Annotated in this window: 15 protein-coding genes; 6 read left to right on the top strand and 9 right to left on the bottom strand. The window is 70.1% G+C overall.

Annotated features, from left to right (window positions below):
* The first annotated feature begins 1 nt into the window (after position 1).
* Positions 2 to 1,609 carry an ABC transporter permease gene (locus ACZ5PB_RS02395; protein WP_468687023.1) on the top strand — a complete coding sequence of 536 codons (1,608 nt, stop codon included), beginning with the start codon at positions 2 to 4 and terminating at the stop codon, positions 1,607 to 1,609.
* A 7-nt stretch (positions 1,610 to 1,616) separates the two neighbouring features.
* Here the strand turns inward: ACZ5PB_RS02395 and ACZ5PB_RS02390 are convergent, their stop codons facing one another.
* The 7 genes from ACZ5PB_RS02390 to ACZ5PB_RS02360 all read right to left on the bottom strand — a co-directional run bounded on the left by ACZ5PB_RS02390 (position 1,617) and on the right by ACZ5PB_RS02360 (position 11,349).
* Positions 1,617 to 4,691, bottom strand: a complete 3,075-nt coding sequence (locus tag ACZ5PB_RS02390) for an AfsR/SARP family transcriptional regulator (protein WP_468687021.1) — start codon at positions 4,689 to 4,691, stop codon at positions 1,617 to 1,619.
* 419 nt (positions 4,692 to 5,110) lie between these two features.
* Positions 5,111 to 5,827 (bottom strand): glutamine amidotransferase, encoded by a 717-nt coding sequence (locus tag ACZ5PB_RS02385; RefSeq protein ID WP_468687020.1) that lies wholly within the window; start codon positions 5,825 to 5,827, stop codon positions 5,111 to 5,113.
* A 40-nt stretch (positions 5,828 to 5,867) separates the two neighbouring features.
* The gene (locus ACZ5PB_RS02380; RefSeq protein ID WP_468687019.1) at positions 5,868 to 6,872 is read right to left on the bottom strand and encodes a PDR/VanB family oxidoreductase; all 1,005 of its coding nucleotides are present in this window, start codon (positions 6,870 to 6,872) and stop codon (positions 5,868 to 5,870) included.
* A gap of 89 nt (positions 6,873 to 6,961) precedes the next feature.
* Positions 6,962 to 7,948, bottom strand: a complete 987-nt coding sequence (locus tag ACZ5PB_RS02375; RefSeq protein WP_468687017.1) for a diiron oxygenase — start codon at positions 7,946 to 7,948, stop codon at positions 6,962 to 6,964.
* Between the two features lie 93 nt (positions 7,949 to 8,041).
* Positions 8,042 to 9,268: a lactonase family protein gene (locus tag ACZ5PB_RS02370; RefSeq protein ID WP_468687016.1), complete on the bottom strand. Its 1,227-nt coding sequence runs from the start codon at positions 9,266 to 9,268 to the stop codon at positions 8,042 to 8,044.
* Positions 9,269 to 9,469: 201 nt separating this feature from the next.
* A complete protein-coding gene (locus tag ACZ5PB_RS02365; protein ID WP_468687015.1) occupies positions 9,470 to 10,435 on the bottom strand; it encodes an NAD-dependent epimerase/dehydratase family protein in 966 nt (321 codons plus the stop codon).
* Positions 10,435 to 11,349, bottom strand: a complete 915-nt coding sequence (locus ACZ5PB_RS02360) for a ScbA/BarX family gamma-butyrolactone biosynthesis protein (protein WP_468687013.1) — start codon at positions 11,347 to 11,349, stop codon at positions 10,435 to 10,437. Before ACZ5PB_RS02360 ends, ACZ5PB_RS02365 begins: the two co-directional genes overlap by 1 nt.
* 641 nt (positions 11,350 to 11,990) lie before the next feature.
* Here ACZ5PB_RS02360 and ACZ5PB_RS02355 point away from each other — a divergent pair.
* Positions 11,991 to 12,698 (top strand): ScbR family autoregulator-binding transcription factor, encoded by a 708-nt coding sequence (locus ACZ5PB_RS02355; protein WP_468687012.1) that lies wholly within the window; start codon positions 11,991 to 11,993, stop codon positions 12,696 to 12,698.
* Entirely contained in the window at positions 12,695 to 13,843 is a 1,149-nt protein-coding gene (locus ACZ5PB_RS02350; protein WP_468687010.1) for an IS701 family transposase, read from the top strand. The genes ACZ5PB_RS02355 and ACZ5PB_RS02350 overlap by 4 nt, the downstream gene beginning before the upstream one ends.
* On the opposite strand, the gene ACZ5PB_RS02345 is transcribed toward ACZ5PB_RS02350, so the two are convergent.
* Together ACZ5PB_RS02345 and ACZ5PB_RS02340 are read right to left on the bottom strand one after the other, a co-directional pair.
* Positions 13,782 to 14,654 carry a hypothetical protein gene (locus tag ACZ5PB_RS02345; protein ID WP_468687009.1) on the bottom strand — a complete coding sequence of 291 codons (873 nt, stop codon included), beginning with the start codon at positions 14,652 to 14,654 and terminating at the stop codon, positions 13,782 to 13,784. The two genes, ACZ5PB_RS02350 and ACZ5PB_RS02345, sit on opposite strands and share 62 nt — an antisense overlap.
* 99 nt (positions 14,655 to 14,753) lie before the next feature.
* A complete protein-coding gene (locus ACZ5PB_RS02340) occupies positions 14,754 to 15,608 on the bottom strand; it encodes a 2OG-Fe(II) oxygenase (protein WP_468687007.1) in 855 nt (284 codons plus the stop codon).
* Between the two features lie 452 nt (positions 15,609 to 16,060).
* Here ACZ5PB_RS02340 and ACZ5PB_RS02335 point away from each other — a divergent pair, with 452 nt between their 5' ends.
* The 3 genes from ACZ5PB_RS02335 (at position 16,061) to ACZ5PB_RS02325 (ending at position 19,825) form a co-directional block, all read left to right on the top strand.
* Positions 16,061 to 16,861, top strand: a complete 801-nt coding sequence (locus ACZ5PB_RS02335) for an AfsR/SARP family transcriptional regulator (RefSeq protein ID WP_468687006.1) — start codon at positions 16,061 to 16,063, stop codon at positions 16,859 to 16,861.
* Between the two features lie 109 nt (positions 16,862 to 16,970).
* Positions 16,971 to 18,584, top strand: a complete 1,614-nt coding sequence (locus tag ACZ5PB_RS02330; protein WP_468687004.1) for an amino acid permease — start codon at positions 16,971 to 16,973, stop codon at positions 18,582 to 18,584.
* On the top strand, positions 18,584 to 19,825 hold the full coding sequence (locus tag ACZ5PB_RS02325) for an MFS transporter (protein WP_468687003.1): 1,242 nt from the start codon (positions 18,584 to 18,586) through the stop codon (positions 19,823 to 19,825). The genes ACZ5PB_RS02330 and ACZ5PB_RS02325 overlap by 1 nt, the downstream gene beginning before the upstream one ends.
* The last annotated feature ends 5 nt before the right edge of the window (positions 19,826 to 19,830 follow it).

The raw sequence follows: 19,830 nt of genomic DNA, 5'->3' as shown, positions 1-19,830 counted from the left end.
CATGGGAACGCTCTTCGGGCTCGTCGTCGGAGACTTCTGGGACCGGGTACGCCGCCCCGCGTACGCCGTGATCCTTCTCGCGGCCGTCGGCCTCGGCTACCTCGCCACCCCCGCCAGGGAGTCCGGCTGGGTGGTCATGCAGGTCGGCGAGTACCGAGGCACCTACAACAGCGCCTACCTCGGCATGGTGGTGGCACTCGCCGGAGCCGTATGGCTCTCGCTCGGCGGCTTTTACGTCGTCCGCAACGCCCTCTCCCGCGACGAGAGCACCGGCGTCGGACGGCTCCTCGCGGCCACCCCGGTCAAGAACCACCGCTATCTCGCGGCCAAGTTCCTCAGCAGCGTCCTGGTCCTCGCCTCGATGCTGGGTGTGCTCGTCGTGACCGCGCTGGTCATGCAGTTCGCCAGGGCCGAGGTGCCGGCCGTCGACGTCGTCGAACTGGTCAAGCCCTTCCTCCTGATCGCGCTGCCGCTGATGGTGTTCACCGCGGCCGCCGCCCTCCTCTTCGAGGCCGTTCCCGTGCTGCGGGCCGGACTCGGCAACGTCCTCTGGTTCTTCGTCTGGGCCTTCATCGCGATCGGCGGCCAGTCGCCCCACGCCCCCCTCGGCGGCATCGGTGTGCACCCGGTCGTCCAGTCGCTCGGCGGATCACTCAGGGCCGCGGGCATCGACCCGGCGCAGGTGGGCGAGTTCAGCCTCGGCCTGACCCTCGTCGACAAGCCCCTCAAGACCTTCGACTGGACCGGCTTCACACCGACCGGCGAGTACCTCCTCACCCGGCTCCTCCTCGTCGCGATCGCCGTCGCCCTGGCACTGGTGCCGACCCTGTGGTTCCCGCGCTTCGACCCCTCCCGGGGCAAGGCCCTCGCCGAGCCCTCGGCCGTCCGGCCCGGGGAACTCGCGGGATTCCCCGCCGTCGTGATCGAGGACGAGTCCGCACCCGCACGCGCCCCCCGGGCCTTCGGCGGGCTGCCCCGGAGCCAGGTCAAACCGGGCAACTCCGGGATCAGGCTGCTCGTCGGCGAAGTACGCATCCTCGTCCAGGGCATCCCGCTGTGGTGGTGGGCCGGCGTGCTCGTCCTGGCCGGGCTCGCCCAACTGGTCACACCCGCCACCGGCGTCTCCCGCTTCCTGCTCCCCCTCGCATGGATCTGGCCCGTACTGATCTGGTCCCGGCTGGGCACCCAGCGCCACGAGTCGGGAGTGGAGGCCATCCTCGGCGCCTACCCGGCCGCACACCGGCGGATCCTGGCCGAATGGGGCGCGGGCTTCCTGCTCACCGCGGCCGCCGGCATCGGACCCGCCGTCAGGATGGCGACCGGAGCGGACACCCAGGGACTGCTGCACTGGTTCCTCGGAGCGCTGTTCATCCCCTCCTTCGCCCTGGTCCTCGGCTCCTTCAGCCGTACGCACCGGCTCTTCCAGGCCGTCTACCTGCCCCTCTGGTACGGGACGGTCAACGGCATCACGCCCCTCGACTTCATGGGCGCGCTGCGCGGTCCCGACGGGCTGCCCGCCGGAATGCCGCCCGGCGTACTGATCGGCAGCACGGTGGTCATGCTCGGCCTCGTGTTCGCCGCGAACACCGCCCGCCGTGCGACGGCCTAGGGGGTGTTCAGCCGCACTCGTCGAGGGCGAACGCGATGACCCCCTCGGGCGGGAACCTGGCCCCCCGCAACGCGGCCGCCTCGAAGGCCTCCCGGCCGAGCACCTCCCGCATCAGTCGCTCCGCCTCGTCGTGCGGGGCACGCCAGTACGCCGACCCGAACCACGGCACCCCGATGGTGTTCCACTCCTCCTCGGCGGCCCCGAGCAGCACCGCCGCCCGGAAGCCCTGCCCGTCGGCGGCGGCGATCCAGCCCAGCAGATCGACGATCATGGCAACGCCCAGCCTGTCGCGGAAGTCCCGCTTCATGCGCAGGCACTGTCTCGCGTGCCGGGCCGCCACCCCCCGGTGGCCACCGGCCCACTCGGCGACGGCCTGCACGTACAGCGCGTAGGCCAGGGTCCACTTCTCGCCGTGCGCGTCACAACTGCTGCGCGCCTTGCGGCACAGCTCCACCGCCTGCCCCGGCTCCTCCAGGAAGACGCTGGCCATGGCGAGCTGGGCCTGCGCCATGATCACCATGCTGTTCAGGTCACCGAGCGCGGCGTACCGGTCGAGGGCCTCCTCCAGCAGCAGCCGCGCCTGCCCGGGTTCGTCGCGGAGTAGGGTGGCCGTGCCCGCCAGATGCGTGCCGTGCGCCAGCGCCACGTCGTCACCGAGTTGCCGGGCCAGCTCCCTGCACTCCGCCGACCTCGCCACGCTCTCGTCGATGTCCCCGCGCAGGTACGCGATCCGGCTCATCACCCACAGCGCCTTGGCCCGCTCCGGCGACGGCTCGCAGGCGAGACACAGCGCCCGGTCGAGCCAGCGCTGCGCCTCCTCCACATAGCCGCAGGAGACCCAGAACGAGTACAGCGCACCCGCCAGCCTCGCGCCGGCCAGCCCTTCCCCCGGCGTACCGAAGGAGAAGCCGAGCGCCTCACGGAAGTTGGCGTGCTCCCGCCGCAGCCGGTCGGCCCACGCCGCCTGGTCCGACCCGAACCACTCCGCCTCGCCCCGTTCGGCCAGCGCCAGGTAGTGGTCCCGGTGCCGGCGCCGCAGCGCGGTCCGCAGTCCGGCGTCACTGATCTGCGCGCGCCCGTACTCGCGGAGCGTCTCCAACAGCCGGAAGCGGATGCCCCCTTCGGACCGCTCGCGGATCAGCACCGACTTGTCGACGAGCCCGTCGACCAGGTCGAGGATCTCCTTGGCGGGGAGGTCCGTACCGGCACAGACGGCCTCCGCCGCCTCCAGGTCGAAGGTGTCGGTGAAGGTCGAGAGTCGCACCCAGAGCAACCGCTCGTCGTCCGTGCACAGATGGAAGCTCCAGCACACCGTCGCCTGAAGGGTCTGGTGGCGGGGCAGCGCGGTCGGCCTGGCTGTCGTCAGCAGCCGGAAGCGGTCGTCCAGCCGCGCCAGCAACTGTTCGGGGGACAGCGCCCGCAGGCGCCCGGCCGCCAGCTCGATCGCCAGCGGGATGCCGTCGAGCCGCTGACAGATCCGGGTCACCGTCGCCCTGGTCTCCGGCGACACCGGGAATCCACAGGGAACCGCGGCCCGTGCCCGATGGATGAACAGGGTGACGGCGGGCACCTCGTCGGCATCGTCCTCGCCGACCTTGCTGACCTCGCCGACCTCGCCGTCGTTCCCGGAATTGTTCCTGTTCCCGGAACTGTTCCCGGGCCCCTCGTGACCCCCGGTGTCCACGTCCGGCAGCACCCGCAACGGCGCCACCGGGAAGATGTGCTCCCCGTCGATGGCCAGCGGCTGCCTGCTCGTGGCGATCACCCGCAGGTTCGCGGCCGCCCGGAGCAAGGTGTCGACGAGTACGGCACAGGCACCGATCAGGTGCTCGCAGTCGTCGAGCACCAACAGCACCTGCCGCTCCCGAAGATGCCTGATCAGAGAGGCCAGCGGGGCGCGCCCCGTCTGGTCGTGGATCTCCAGCGCGGCGGCCACGGCGTGCGCCACGAGTCCCGGATCGGAGAGCCCGGCCAGCTCGACCAGCCATACGCCGTCCCGGAACGCCGACTTGAGGTTGAGCGCGGTACGGCGCCCGAGCCGGGTCTTGCCCACCCCGCCGACCCCGGTGAGCGTCACCAGCCGGTTGGCCGCCAACAGCTCCCGCACCCGGTCCAGTTCGGGCTGCCGTCCCACGAAGCTGGTCAGCTCGGTGGGCAGGTTGCCGGGCGACGACGGTTGCACGCCGTGACGGGGACGAACCTCGGTCCCCACCTGGTCGTCCGCCGCCACGGGTCCCGTCCGCACGGGTCCCGTCCGTACCAGTCCCGCCCCCACCGGTCCCGTGGTCACCGGCAGCGACGTGGCAGGCGGGTCCAGAGCAGCGTCGGCCGCCAGGATCTGTTCGTGTACGCGGCGCAGTTCCGCGCCCGGCTCGATGCCGAGCTCCTCGGCCAGCAGCCGGCGGGCGTCCCGGTAGGACCGCAGCGCCTCGGCCTGCCTGCCGGAGCGGTGCAGGGCCCGCATGAGCAGTCCGTGCAGCCGCTCGCGCAGCGGATGCGCGGCGATCAGCCTGCGCAGCTCGCCGACCAGGTCCGCATCGGCGCCGAGCAGCAGATCGACCTCGATCCGCTCCTCCAGCACGCCCAGCCGGTGTTCCTCCAGCCGGTCCCGCTCGGCGTCCAGCAGCGGACTGGCCAGCCCCTCGCAGAGCCCGCCCCGCCACAGCCGCAGCGCGGCGTGCAGCCCATCGGCCGCCGCGGGCAGGTCCCCGGCGGCGCGGGCGGACCGCCCGCGTTCCAGTTGCTCGGTCAGTACGCCCCAGTCCAGGGCCCCGGCCGGCACCGTCAACACGTAACCGGCCTCGGTCCAGTTGAGCAGCCGCGACGGCGCCCGGGCCGCTCGTGCCGGTTCCAGCACCCGGCGCAGTCCGGCGGCGTGCCGTTGCAGCAGGTTCACCGCCCGCCCCGGGGCGGCCGTTCCCCAGACCGCCTCGATCAGTCTCTCCCTGGACACGGGCCGGTTGGCGTGCAGCAGCAGCACGGCGAGCATCACCCGCTGCTGCACCGGCCCGGCATCCAGTTCCTCGCCGTCGCGCCACACCCGTAACGGGCCGAGCAGATCGAACCAAAGCGTTCCGGACATCGACTGGTCCTCCATCGACGCCACCCCCGTAAAGCAGTCGTCTAAAACTAACCGGCACCACGCCCGCCGGACACCCATGGGGCGGCCCCTTCGCACCAGTCCACCGCGGTATGTACAGCGGGACTGTCGCGCCAGGTGACGGGGGTGCTGGAACAGCCTGCCGAGCCGTCAACTCGGCCGTCCCCGACCTCTCGATGACTGCAGGCGCAGAAGCCTCGCGTACTGGAGACCCTCAGCGTCACTCCTCAGCTAAGACGCCGCCACGGCGCCGGAGGATGCCCGCCCAGGGCAAAAATTCGGTCACACCGCAACCGCCGCCGTACACCCGGCCGTACACACCAAGGAGGACCGGACCCCCGGGGCCCGGTCCTCGTTTCCTGCCCTGCTCCGTTCCTCTCCCACGCCCGCCGCCCGGACACCTACCCCAGCGCACCGTCGAGCCACCGGTCGAAGAGCCTCCGGCTCCGGCTCTCCAGCAGCCCCGCGTACCGGTGCGTGTCCGCCCTGATCTCCTCGACGGACACCCCTTCGGCCCCCGCGATCTCGTGGGCGTGCCCGATGAGCCAGGACTCGATGCCCGTACCCAGGACCTCCGCGTGGAACTGGAGCCCCAGCACGGAACTCCCGATCGCGAAGGCCTGGTTCGGGCACACCGGGGTGGCGGCCAGGTGCGTCGCCCCGTCCGGCAGGTCGAAGGTGTCCCCGTGCCAGTGCAGTACGGGAGTGGTCAGTTCGGCCAGCGGCGAATCCGCCCCGGCCGGGGACAGTTCGACGGGCCCCCAGCCGATCTCCTTCGCCTCGGCCGGATAGACCTTGGCACCCAGCGCGGCAGCGATCAGCTGCGCACCGAGACAGATACCGAGCACAGGCTCCCCCCGGGACAGCCTGGTCCGGATCAGCGTCAACTCCTCCTGGAGGAAGGGGTACGCATCCGTCTCGCCCGCCCCGATCGGCCCGCCGAGAACGACCAGCAACCGGGGATCACGCGCCTCGACCTGCTCAAGCAGCCACCCCTGCCCGGCATCCACGTACGTCGTCCTGATGCCCCGTTCCGCCAGCACCCGCTCGAAGGAACCGAGGTCCTCGAAGGCGACGTGCCGGATCGCCACGGCTTCGGTCGTCACCGCTTCTGTCATCTCGCTCATCCTCTCGGGTCGGAGATCCGGTACGAGCCGGTCAGAGGTCCAGTACGAGCCGGGAGCCGCTCGCCCGCGAGACGCAGATCATCATGGTCTCGCCGGACGCCTTCTGCTTGTCGGTGAGGATCGAGTCCCGGTGCTCCGGGGACCCCTCGACGACACTCGTCTCGCACGTCCCGCAGATCCCCTCACGGCAGGCCGCGAACGTCCGTACGCCCGCCCGGTCCGCGACGTCGAGGATCGACTCGTGCGGGGCGACCGACAGGATCACGTCCGAGCGCCGGCACACCACCTCGAACGCCGTCTCGCGCTCCTCCACCTCGGGCGGCACCGGCCTGGCCCTGAACCGTTCCGTACGCAGGCTGCCCTCCGGCCACCCGGCGCAGCGGTTCTCCACCGCGCCGACCAGGGGCTCGGGCCCGCAGCAGTACACCAGGCAGTCCTCGCGCGGCGCGGCCAGCGCCTTCGCCAGCGGGAGCAGTCCCGCCTCGTCCTGCGGATGGATCCGCACCCGGCCGCCGTACGCGGTCAGTTCGTCGAGGAAGGCCATCGACCCGCGGGAACGGCCGCCGTAGAGCAGCTCCCAGTCCCGCCCCTCGGCCTCGGCCGCCGCCACCATCGGCAGGATCGGCGTGATGCCGATGCCTCCCGCGATGAAGAGGTAACGGGGGGACGGCTCCAGCCGGAAGTGGTTCCTGGGGCCGCGTACCAGCACGAACGTCCCGACTCCCAGCGCCTCGTGCACATGGCGGGACCCGCCGCGCCCGTTCGGTTCGAGGAGTACGGCGATGCGCCACGCGTGCCGGTCGGCCGGGCTGCCGCACAGCGAGTACTGCCGTACCAGATCGGCCTCGGGAAGGATCAGATCGATGTGGGCCCCCGGTGTCCAGAGGGGCAGTTCCCGACCGGCCGGATCGACGAGGGTGAGGGTGACCACGCCGTCGGCGGCGGTCTGCCGCGCGCCGACGCGAAGGACGGTGGTGCATTCGTTCCTGGGTCCGGGCGCCTGCGGCGCCCACAGATCTGCGATGTCGACTGACATGTCCTGCTTACTTTCAGTGGAATGACTGGAATCAGAGGAATGAGGAGAGCCGGCCCGGTGCGCTCCCGCTGCGCACCGGACCGCCTCGGTCAGGCGAGCAGCCCCTGGCGGGAGAAGCTGTCGCGGGCGGCGGCGGAGTCCAGCAGCCCGATCTCCCGGGCCATCGAGACGATCTCCGTGTAGTTCAGCGACGTCAGGTCGACCTCACCGGAGGCCCGGCACTCGCGGATCATCTCGTCGGCCTGCGGGAAGCCGATCTGCCGCAGCATGGACAGCCAGACGTCCAGCTCCCGGTCCGCGAACCAGACCACGGGCTCGGCCAGTACGTCGGCGAACGCCGCACGCTGACGCTCCGTCAGCTCGTGGGAGAACAGCTGCGCCAGGGACATGAACAGCGGGCTGTGCACCATCTCGTCGTGCCGGTGCGCCGCCACCGTCTGCCGGTTGAAGGACTGGATCTCTTCGCTCTCACTGAGCAGGTGCAGATAGTCACTGATGAAGATCTCGGAAACCACCGCGGTGGCGAACTGGATCATCCGCCCCTGCCAGGGCTCCTCGGCCCGCCGCTGCCGCTCGCGCATGTGACGGACCAGGTTGAACCGGGGAATCTCCAAATCCCCCAGCCCACGGCGCGCACGCGTCAGCCGGCTCGCCTGCTCCACCAGGTGTACGTGGTACACCTCGTCGACCATCGTCTCGCAGACCGCCAGCTGCGAGGCCTCGGAACGCAGGCCCGGCATGGTCCCGCCGAGGATGTCGAGACAGGTCGGGTTCACGATCTCGGTCTCGATCTGTACGGTCTTGGCGTTGTACATCAGCCAGCCGCAGCTCAGCACCCGGGACTTCAGCTCGGGCGGGCACGACTGGTACTGCGGTAAGTGCCGGAACGGCAGGAGGCTTTCGAGGAAGTCCTCCTTGCCCGTCTCGAAGAACGGCTCCAGCTCCTGCTTCTTCACGTACGCCCGCCGGGGCCAACTGGCGGCGAGCCGCTCCAGCATGATCTTCGTGTGGGAAAGTTCATCGGTCTCGGCCCGGGAATCCAGGCCCTCGTCCATGATCACGAGTTCTGCTCCCATGCGGCATCACGGCCGCGGTTCACTTCTCGGGCGTGCACACCTCGCGTGTGCACTTCTCGGGTGTGCACTTCTCGGTGTGCACTTCTTCGGCGGTCAGCGATTGCGTCCGGTGGCGAACTCTCCGTGGAACATCATCAGTCCGTCGTCGCAGTCGTAGATCTTGGCGACCTTGTCCGTGTTGGTGTCGATCCGGATGAGGTGGTCGCTGACGAAGCTGGACACGAACACGGACTCCTCGTCGAACATCGCCGTGGCCGTGTGCGCGTTGCGGAAGTCGGCGGGCAGTTCGCGCCCGGGTCGCAGCCGCTTCAGGAAGCGCGGCTTGGCGGGGTCCTCGACGTCCCAGATCGAGATGTAGCCGTCCCTGCCGTAGTTGAAGGGACTCTCGAACTGCGGACCCCAGGAGTCCTCCTCGGCCACGTACAACTTGCCCTTCGCGACCGCCAGGTCGGAGGGCGACCGGTACATTCCGGCGCCGCCGGGGGTACGGGTGATACCGATGACGCGCTCGGCGGTGTCCAGCTCGGTGTCGACCAGCCAGACGCCGGGGCCCAGCACCGTGGCGCCCTGCGGCGTCCTCGACGTCGAGCCGACCTGCATGGTCCCGACGTACGCGTAACGGTTGTCGATCCAGGTCGCGTAGTGCGCGAACGCGCCGTACTCGGACTCCGTCCCCAGGGCGATCGCGTGGGTCGCCTCGACCTCGCCGGTGTGCCGGTCGGGCCGGTACACCCGTACCTCGCCGATGTCGTAGTCGTACCCGACACCCAGCCCGACGGTGCCCTTCGCGTTGAAGTTGACCCCGTGCGTCTGCCGTGTCAGTGCCCGGTCCGTGTAGAGGACACGCTGCTCCAGCGTGCCGTCGGACCTGATCCTGAAGCCACGTACGCGATCGTCCGTGTAGTGCGTGATGTACGTGAACTTGGAGCGCGGCAGGAACGTCGGGCCGTGCGTCTGCGTGTAGAGGGGCCGCGTCCACGGCATGATCGGCTGGTTGGGCGAGGTCTGCTTGAGGTTCGGCATGTCCGACGGCGTACCGGCGACGTCCAGCGGCACGATCTGCCGGATCTCCACGTCGGCGCTGCCGCCGTCCCAGTCGACGTCGTTCAGGTGCAGGACGACGACGGACCCGTTGAACGGCGGGATGGCGTCCGTGGCGATGTACACCGTCACCTCGTCCGAGGCGATCCACGAGTGCTGGAGACTGGCCGGCTGCCAGCCTTCGAGCTCCTCCAGCGGCACGGTGACCAACTTGTCCTCGTCCGCGTGGACGAGAACGAGTTCCTTGGACATCATGTTGACTCCGGTGAGAATGTGCATGCGCTTGTGCTCCTCCTACGACGACATTGGTGTCGGGCAACTCATCGTGCGGACTCCGGTTGCAGCACCGGTTGCAGAACTCGTTGCAGTGCCGTTCGGCCCGCCGGCCGGGCCCCAACCGGCGTGACGGGCGCGGCAGTCGGTGCGGGAAACGACAGGAGCCCCGCCGGTTTCCCGGCGGGGCTCGTGCGTGTGGGGAGATCAGACCAGCTGTGTTCCTGCGCCGAAGGTTCCCGCGCCGAAGGTCCCTTCCCCGAAGACAGGGCCGGGGGTCAGCCGGAGGTCCTTCCAGAGGCGGGTCCCGTCGAACCAGTGGTCGGTCATCAGCATCTCCAGACCGTGCCGTGCCGGGTCGTCGGCCAGGATCTCCCGGGCGCGGGCGGCGGACAGATCCCGCTCCGGCCACGGCAGCCCGCAGTGCGCGGCGACCGCGCGGAGCAGGGTGGCCACCTGGACGGGCGCCGGGGGAGCCGCGTGGTAGACGGCTGCCGAAAGCTGGTCCGCCGGTGCGATTCCGGCGGCCACCAGGAGGCGGGCGAGTTCCGCCGCCGAGATGACCGACAGCTCGGAGGTCCAGCCCTCCACGGTGCCGGGCAGGGCACGCAGGAGCCGCACCAGGCCGGGCAGCATCCAGGTGTCCCCTTCGCCGTGCACGAGGTGGGGGCGCAGGACGATGCCGCCCGCTTCGAGGACGGCGTCCTCGGCCTCGGCGCGGGTGAGGGAGGTGGGGGAGCCGGGGTTCCTGGTGAGCTGCTCGGGGGTGGCGTCGCGGAACGTGCCCCTGCCGTAGACGGACGCGGTGCTCAGGTAGACGATGCGCCGCACCCCTGCGCGGAGCGCCTCGTCGACCAGGTTCTGTGTGCCCCGCGCGTTGACGGAGCTGTTCAGCTCGGCCGTCGGACCGATGTACGACGCGCAGTGCAGCAGTACGTCGACGCCGTCGAGGGCACCGCGCAGCGAACGCGGGTCGGCGAGATCCGCCGGGACGACGCGCTCGTGCTCGGCCGGGGCCGACACCGGGCGGCGGTGCGACATCAGCCTCAGACGCAGGTTCTCGTACGAGGCCGCCTCGCGCACCACATGACTGCCGATGAAGCCCGCTGCACCGGTGATCAGCACGGTGCGTGCGGGGGGAGTTGCGGGGGAAGCTGCGGGGAGCGCGGCCATCAGCTCGGGTTCCCCAGCGTCAGGGTGGCGTCGAAGACCTGCGTGTCCTGCTGTGTCGCGGTCACCCGCACACGGAGCCGGCCCTCCGCGTCCAGGCCCTCGACCTCCGCCTCCATCCAGCACGGTGAGTCGAGTTCCGCGTAGCGGGTGAAGGCGCTCTCCATCCCCACCAGGATCGCGTCGGGCCGCTGGGTCGCGGCGCGTGCCGCCTGCCGGCCTGCCTCGATCAGCACCATGCCGGGCACGTGGTCGACCGGGTGGTCGAAGTAGATGGGGTGGTCGGTGTCGATCCGAAGTTCCCAACGCGTCGCTCCGGCCTGTGCCGGTGCGGCCAGCAGGACGTCCCTGGGGAAGGCGCGGCCGACGGCGGCAGGGGTGACCGGGGGGAGGAGCGAGCCCTCCGTCACGGTGGGCCGCTCGCCGCGCAGCCGGCGGTGGGCGCTGGGGCTGGTGCAGCTGAACCGTGCGCCGCCCTCGGCGACGGTGTGCCCGTCACGCACGACGGAGACGGTGTAGCGCATCCCGGCGATGGTCCGGCCGCGACGCACGATGTCGTGACACGTCGTGCGCAGTTCGACCTCGGTCGGGGTGCGGCCGACCTCGAACGCGGCGGTGTCGGCGCTGAAGGACATGTCCCACATCAGGAACTGGTGCCCGAACGGAACTCCGTACTCCGCGTGCGACAGCAGGCTTCCCACCTGCCGGATCGACTCGATCAGGAGCATCGGGTCCTGATGGCCGTCGACGGGGGCGAAGAGGGCGTGCCCCCTGGGCCACTGTGCGCTGACGACGAAGGCGTCCTCGTCCTGCGGGCCGCCCGCCGGGGAACCCGCGGCGCTATCCCACCCGGTGAGCAGTACTTCCGCCACGGCGGCACGGTGGACGTACCCGCGCGGAACCGTAGTGGTGGACAAGGGGCTCGGCATAGGGACGCTGTCGATCCTGGGCGCGGGAACGGCACTCAGCATTTCGGGCGCTCCTGTCTTCGTGGGAATGGAGAGTGACGGGTATGTACCCGTTCGCCCCGTCGGGGCGGAACGTGTGCAGCCAAAAGATAGAGGCAGCCGCACCGGCCTTCCGACCAGCGCATCCATCAAAAACAGGCAGCCCTGTCTGATTTTGGATCCCGGTTCGCTCGGCTTCGGTGTGCCTCTTGCGAGCGGGGCGGTGGTGGGAGGTGCAATTAGTCCACTAAGTCCCCCTTTCTAGCATCTGTGCCCGGGTGCGCTCTTCGTGCAAGGGGTGTTGGTAAACAGACAAGGGTGCCTGGTAATGTCGCAAATGGTGAGCGGTGTAACAGTTCGCCGGTGACCGTGCGTGGAGCTGCCCTAGGCGCCGCGTCGCGGGTTTCCCGTAACGCCTTCGATCACCGCGAAATCAACTGTGACCTGCACGAATGTGGTGCTGGGGGAGTCCTCGGCGAGACTGTGCCGGCGGCGGGGGCGCGCCTCGTGCGAGGGGTGCGATGACGCTCTGCCGGTCACGGCGGCCACGAATGAGTCAAAAAGTGCAGACAAGTCCGTTTGTTTTGAAGCAGAGGAAGTGAGCAGAGGCGATGGCCCAGCAAGAGCGTGGCATCCGGTCACGGCAATCGATCCTCGAAGCCGCGGCCTACGTGTTCGACCAGCGCGGGTTCGACGCGGCGAGCACGACGGAGATCCTCGCCAGGGCCGACCTCACCCGTGGCGCTCTCTACCACCACTTCCCCTCGAAGGAAGCGATCGCCTCGGCGCTGATAGAGGCGCACGGCCAGGCCCTGACGGTGTCGGACCAGGAAGTGAAGCTCCAGGCCGCGATCGACCTCACGCTCGCCTTCGCCCTCCAGTTGCAGCACGACACCCTGCTGCGGGCCAGTGTGCGGCTCGCCGTCGAGCAGTCGTCCTTCGCGCCCTCGGCCCGCACCCCCTACGAGCAGTCCGTCACGGCCGTCTCGGACCTGCTGCGGCAGGCGGGGCAGCAGGGTGAACTCCTGCCGGGCACCGACTTCCAGGAAGTCTCGGAGACCATCGTCGGTTCGTTCACCGGTCTCCAGGTGATGTCGCAGGTCTACAGCGACCGCCGAGACCTGCCGGACCGGACCTCCGCGCTGTGGCGGCTCGTCCTGCCGGGTCTGGCCGCGCCCGGCATCCTGCTGCGGCTGCGGACCACCCTTCCGCCCGAGGGCGAGGGTACTCAGGCGCCCGTCCAGCAGTCCGTCCAGCAGCCCGTCCAGAACCCCGCTCAGAACCCACACCCTGTTCACGGAGAGACAGCTCAGTCATGACACCGCCGGACGTTGCTCAGCTGCCCGCCTCGCGGGACAGCGAGGACCTGCGACGCTTCACAGACGAGATCTTCGCCGCCCTGCCGCGCGCCGATCAGCGGCAGTGGGCGCACGTCTACACCAAGGCCCTGCTGACCGCTCCGGGACGCAAGTCGGTCCGCAACCTGGCCGATTCCATGGGCATACCGGAGGCGGCGCACAGCCTCCACCAGTTCGTCAACGCCAGCCCCTGGGACTGGCTGCCGGTCCGCCGCTCGCTCCTGCAATGGGTGGAGGACCGGGACCGGGTCCGCGCCTGGGTGATCGGGCTGGCGACGGTGGAGCGGCGTGGCGAGCACTGCGCGGGCGTGCACCGCCGCTTCCTCCCCGAACGGGGCTGCACCGTCAACTGCCAAGCGGGCATAGGGGTGTTCCTCAGCGGCAGGCAGGTCCACACACCCGTCACGTGGCGGCTCCTGCTGCCGGACAGGTGGGCACAGGACGAGAGGCTGCGGGCGCGCACCCGGATACCCGTGGACCTCCGCGGCACCACGCTGGTCGGCCACGTCCTCGAACTCGCTGACTCCCTGGTTGCCGACAGCGGGTCCGCCCCGCGCCCCCTGGTGGCCGACCTCTCCCACGAGCAGGGCGTCGGATGGCTCCTGCGTACCCTGCGGGCACGCCACTACGACTTCGTCGTCGCCGTACCGGACAGCCTGTCGGCATGGTCCGGCTCCGGCTCCGGCTCCGGCCCCGTACTCGGCGCCCGTCGCCTCCTGGAGGCCGAGGGGGCGGCGGAGGACTCCGTGGGCCGGGCCGGCATCCGGCTGCGCAGCCGGTCGGTCGGCCTGCCGGGAGTGGCCGCAGGACTTCCCGAGTGCCGCCTGTTCTCCGTACCGTCGTCGTCGCCCGCGCAGTCCGACCGGCTGTGGATGACCAACCTCGTCGAAGAGCCCCCGGAGAAGCTGTACCGGCTGAGCAGGCTCGCGGACGTCTCCTCCGCCGTCGAAGCCCTCACCGACGAGTTCGGAATGGCCGCCTTCGAGGGCCGCTCCTATCCCGGCTGGCACCATCACATGACGCTGCTGTCGGCGGCCTTCGCCTTCAGTCGCCTGGGTGGAGCAGCCTCGCGGCTGCCCGGGCCGTCTGCGCACCGGGCAGCGTGAGCGGCAGCAGCCCCGCGGCGGCGGCCTGGGTCACGAAGTGCTGCCGCCCCCACCGCCGACGGTGCTCCGCAAGGGCGTTGAGCGTCGCGAAGTGCCAACGCCCCCGCACCTCGTCCTCCGGTACGGGAAGCCCCAGCGCGGCGAAGAGCCCGACCGTCCGCTCGCACGCCGCGTCCCAGGAACCGGCCAGCGCGTCGGCCCTGTTCCGCAGCGCCACGGGATTCATGGGCATCGCCGCGTACCGCTCGGGGCCGACCAACTCGCTTACCAGACCGTCGATTTGGTCCAGCGCCGCCGCGGAGATCTCCGAGCCGTGATCGTCAACAGCGTCGCGTACCCACGCACATGCCTGACTCCGGCGTACCGCCGCCGCCTCGCTCATGGCCGCCGGCGCGTCGACGAGGTGCTCCGCCGCCCCGACGGCTCGCAGGTCTCCGTGCAGCGCCGACAGGCCGGTGGCGATCAGTACGCCGTCACGCAGGAGGCCGCAGGTGGTGAGGCACACGTACCACCGCGCGTCATGACCCTCCGCCGCGCAGGGCTTCGGCCGCGGTGCCCCCTCGTGCGGAGGCTCCAGGGGCACGAGGCTCCGGCCGGTCGCGCGGGAGAGTGCCGCCTCCTGCTCGTACTGCGCGGCGTGGGCGGAGACCTGCGAACACAGTGGCATCGGCACCCCGCCCGCGACGAGCGAGCGGAGCGTGGCGGCCATGTCCACCTGGTGTGCGGCGAGTTCGGCGAACCGGCTGGCCAGCCGCCCGCGCACGTACGGATGAAGCGCCCGCTCTCGGGACAGCAAGTCTGCGGTACTCACAGTGCCTCGTCGTTTCTCTCGGTGATCCACGTGCAGTGCGGCCCGGCGCGGCGCGGGTGCGAACGGGTCGCACCCGCACCCGCGCCGGCGCGGTGCCGGTCAGCTCCAGTAGGTGAGCGGCTGCTCGGTGCCGCGTACGCCGATGAAGAAGCTCACGGCCGCCCGGTCGCGCCCCTTGGAGGGCCGGACCGCGTGGATGCGCGAGGCGTGCGAGAGGATCAGCATGCCCGCGGTCGGCTTCAGCGCCACGGCGGGCTCGGGGATCAGGTCGCGGTTGAGCCCGTAGCTGTCTGCGGAGGCGCGCAGGACGTCGTACTCCGCGTGCTCGTAGCCGCGCGACCACAGTTCGAGCTCCCCGCCCTCGTCGGCGGTCTGCAGGTACAGGTTGGCGGTCATCTGGGTCAGCAGCTCGGCCTTGCCGTCGGAGCGGTCCTCCCGGCGGAGGTCCTCCAACTCCCAGGACAGGAAGTCCTGGTGGGGGATCGCACCCTTGCCCTCGGTGAACACCCGGGCCTGGCCGACGAAGAGCGGATTGCCCTCCAGGTGCTCCATGTTGGCACCGCCCGGCCACCCCTCCTGGAGCTCCAGCCGGAGGCGGTCGATCGGGGAGAGGTACGGCGACCAGGCGTCCCGCAACGACTGGACGGCGGCCACGGCCTCCGAGAAGTAGCGCTGCTCGCGCTCCTTGGTGGACAGGCCCTCGTAGGTGTTCAGGCCCCACTTGTGCACACCGGGCACGTTCGCGTACTCGCCGTAGAGGCTGTCCTGCAACAGCTGCTGGGTGGCGCGGGCACACAGGTCCTGCGGGCAGTAGTCACGGACGACGATCGCGATGGCCTCTCCGTGGGCCAGTGCGAGGAGGTCGCCCCTGGTAATTCGCTCCGCTTCGATGACGCGCGGGTTCTCCATCTCGTCGAACGGGGAGATCTTCTTGGCGTCCTGTTCCGCAATCACGGGAAATCCTCTCGGAGGGAATGCAAAGAAATTCGGAGTGCACGGGGAGTCGAGCCCCGATGGCCACTCGACCATAAGGGCAACATTCCTGGACCCGCAGCACCGGAAAAGCCGGAAGAAAGATCCGTTTCGCTGCGGCTTCAGTGCGGCTTTGGTGCATCGGTGAGCACCCCCGATAACGCTTCGCCAAGAAGACGGGGAAGACGTGGCGCGGTGGATCGGGGAGTTGCCAAAGTATCGGTCGCCCTGTGCGCCCTTCGGCCCCCAACTCTCCTGGTGGCACAGGGAAAACAGCCGGGACGAGGGTGACTTGGATAGTGAACCCGCAGCTCACAGCTGGGGTACGTTGTGTCGCGCCGGAGGTGCACCCCATCGGGTGCTGCCGCACAGATGTACCCGGAGCCGACTGCGCCACCCTTGCGCAGTCGCCTCTCAGCCAGAGGGACTCACCTATGCAATTCAAAGTTCTCGGCCACTTCGAGGTCGTATCCGATGGAAAGGAAATCTGTACTCCAAAAGCCTTCAAGCAGCGGTCGCTCTTGGCGCTTCTGGTGACTCAGCACGATCAGTGTCTGTCGGCATCCAGCCTTGCGGAGAACCTCTGGGGCGAAGGCGGTCAGCCATCGACGGCCCGGGCCGCCCTACAGGTGTACATTTCCAAGATCCGACGGCATCTGACCGGCTTCGGATTCGACCCCGACGGGATCTCGACCAGCCTTCCCGGCTATATCCTCCGGCTGGGCGACAGCTCGCTCGACCTGGTCGAGTTCCGGAGTCTGGCCCGCCACCAGGACGGCGTCCGCGACGAAGGCCGCGAGGCCCTCGAACGCGAGTCCCGGCGGCTGAGCCAGGCGCTCGCCCTCTGGCGCGGTCCCGCGCTGGCGGACCTGCGCGACGTGCCCGCCCTGGCCGAGCTCGGCACCGTACTCGACGAGGCCTGGACCTCCACCACGGAGCGCAGGCTGGAGATCGACCTGCGGCTGGGCAGAGAACTCGCGATCCTCAGTGACCTGCGCCAACTCGCGCTGCGCCACCCGGAACGGGAGAAGATCCAGGCGCTGCTGATGACGGCGCTCTACCGCGCCGGCCGCACCGCGGAAGCCCTCGCCACCTTCCGGCTCCTGCGCTCGACGCTCATCGGCCGTTTCGGCGTGGAACCCAGCCGGATGGCCAGCCAGCTGCACCAGGCCATCCTCACCCGCGAGCCGTGGCTGGACTCGCACGCCGACGGCGTCTTCGCATCGGTCGCCTGAGCCGGTCGCCCGAGCGGGTCGCCCGAGCCGGTCGCTGAGCAGGCCACCGCGACGAGCGCCGAAGAAACCAACCACCACGTACATCATTAGGGCACAAGGATGAAGCTCCATGCGCGTCAAGTCAGTTGAGCAAGTTCTCGCCTCCGCGGAGGGGGCAGAAGGAAAGGGAAGGCTCCGCCGCGACCAGGGGTGGTTCGACCTGATCGTCACCGGCGTGGGGATGGTGCTCGGAACGGGCATCTTCGTCTTCACCGGCCAGGTGGCCAAACAGATGGCGGGCCCCTCGGTCGCCGTCTCGTTCGTCCTGGCAGCGGCCGTCTGCGGCTGCGCCGCCCTCTGTTACGCGGAGCTGGCCTCGGCACTCCCCGTCGCCGGCTCGGCCTACACCTTCACGTACGCCACCCTCGGCGAACTGGCCGCCTGGGTGATCGGCTGGGCGCTCATGCTCGAACTCACCCTCTCCGCCTGCGTGGTGGCCGTCGGCTGGTCCGGATACCTCCAGTCCCTCCTGGACACCGCGGGCATCCACCTCCCCGCAGCCGTCCGAGGGGGCGAGGGGTCCGTCGTGAACCTGCCCGCCGTGCTGCTCATCCTGCTCCTTGTCGCCCTGCTCGTCCGAGGCGGAACGGTCTCCAAGGGGGCCACCCGGGTCCTGGTCGCCGTCAAGGTGGCGGTGGTCCTGTTCGTCATCGCCGTGGGCGCCTTCTTCATCGACACCGCCAACTACAGCCCCTTCGTTCCGCCCTCCGCCCCCGCCGAGTCGGCCACGGGCATGCACACCCCGCTCCTCCAGTCCCTCGTCCCGGGGACGACATCGGCCTTCGGCATCACGGGCGTCATCACGGCAGCGGCCATGGTCTTCGTCGCCTACATCGGCTTCGACGTCGTGGCGACCTCGGCCGAGGAAACCCGCAAGCCCCAGCGCGACCTGCCGATCGGCCTGCTGGGCTCGCTCGTCATCGTGACCGTCCTGTACGTGGTCGTGAGCCTGGTCCTCACCGGAATGCAGTCGTACAGCCAACTGTCGGTGGACGCACCCGTCGCCGAGGCGTTCAAGGCCGTGGGACACCCCATGGTCGGCGCGGTCATCAGCGTGGGCGTGGTGGTCGGTCTCGTCACCGTCTGCATGGTGAGCATCCGGGGCCAGAGCAGGGTGCTGCTGGCCATGAGCCGCGACCGGCTGCTCCCGCCGGCCTTCGCCGCCGTGCACCCGAAGTACGCCACCCCCCACCGCAGCCTCCTCGCGCTCGGCGTGGTGATGGCGGTGCTCTCGGGGTTCGTGGACATCGGTGTGCTGGCCGACCTGGTGAACATCGGCACCCTCTTCGCCTTCATGCTCGTCTCCGCAGGCGTCGTCATCCTGCGCCGCACCCGGCCCGGCCTGCCGCGCCCCTTCCGCGTGCCGCTCGTGCCGCTGCTGCCCGGGATCTCCTTCGCCGCCTGCCTCTACCTGATGCTCAACCTCTCCCTGCTCACCTGGCTGACCTTCGTGATCTGGCTCGGTGCGGGACTGCTCCTGTACGTGGCCTACGGCCGCCGCCGCAGCGCCTTCGCCAAGCCGGCGAGCGTCCCCGTACCGCAGACCGGACAGCCGCCCGTACTGCAGACCGGACAGCAGGCCGCACACCCGGCCGAGCTCGCTCCCCGGATCCCCGTCGGCAGCGCGGCAGGCAGCAGCACCAGCCGCAGCAGCACCACCACGACCCCGAGCGGAGACGTCTGATGCGCTTCCCCAAGGCGTTCTGGCTCCTGTGGTGCGGTCAGGCACTGAACCGGGTCGGCATCCTGGCGCCCGCCTTCCTCGTGCTCTACCTGGAGCAGGGGAACCTGGTCGACAGCCGGACCACACCCCTGCTCGTCGGACTGTTCGGAATCGGCGTCGTCACCTCGGGACTGGTCGGCGGAGCCCTCGCCGACATGATCGGCCCGCGCCGTACGATCGTCGGCGCCCAGCCGGTCGCGGTCGCCACCGCACTGCTCTACCTCGTCACCACCCACACCGTCGCGCTGTGCCTGCTGGCCCTGGTGACCGGGTTCCTCTCGGCGGTCGACCGCCCGGCGAGCGCCGGGCTGATCCACAAGATCGTGCCCCGGGCCGACTTCGAACGCGCCTACAGCTTCTACCTCGTCGGCTTCAACATCGGCATGTCGCTCAGCCCGGTCATCTCGGGATTCCTGCTGGCGTTCTCACCGCCGCTGCTGTTCGTGGTCTGGGCCGTGTGCAGTGCGCTCTACGGTCTCCTCCTGATCGGCCTGCCCGCCGACACCGTCGCCGCCCGGTCCTCGGCCCCCGGCGCCTCCGTGATCCGGGAGGCCGTGCGGTCCATCGCCGAACCCTTCCGGTCCCGCGTGCTGGTCGCGTTCCTGAGCCTGACCTTCCTGATGGCGTGCATCTACCTCCAGGTCAACTCGTCGCTGCCGCTGGGAATGCGCAGCGAGGGCATGACCCCCGGCCAGGTCGGACTCGTGCTCGCGGTGAACGCGGTGGCCTCCGTCGTCCTGCTGCCGCTGGCACCGAGGGTCGCCCGGAACATGCGCGAGGAGGTACCCCTGGCACTCTCCGCGGCACTGATCGCGCTGGGCTTCGGCCTCTACGCCTTCGCCCATTCCGTACCGGTCTTCATCGTCGCGACGTTGATCTGGACCCTGGGCGAGGTGCTCTGGGCGCCCACGTCCGCCGGGTTCATCGCCAACCGCGCACCCGAGGGCAAGGTCAGCACCTACCAGGGCTCCCTCTTCTTCGCGTGGAACGCGGCGGCCGCGGTCGGCGGCCCCGCGGGCATCGTCGTGGCCGGCGCCTTCGGCTACAGCACCCTCTGGCTCTCCGTCCTGGCCCTCGGCCTTGCCGTTGCCCTCGGGTTCAAGGCGCTCGTACGAGTACCGGGGTTCCGGCCGCCGCCCGTTGCTCCCACCGCTCCCACCGCTCCCGACCCGACCGTTCATGACCGTATCCAGGTCTCCTGACAGAA

This window comes from Streptomyces sp. NPDC032721 (genome assembly GCF_055579625.1).
The sequence above is the reverse complement of the archived record's forward strand: the minus strand, read 5'-3'. Positions and strand labels throughout refer to the sequence as shown.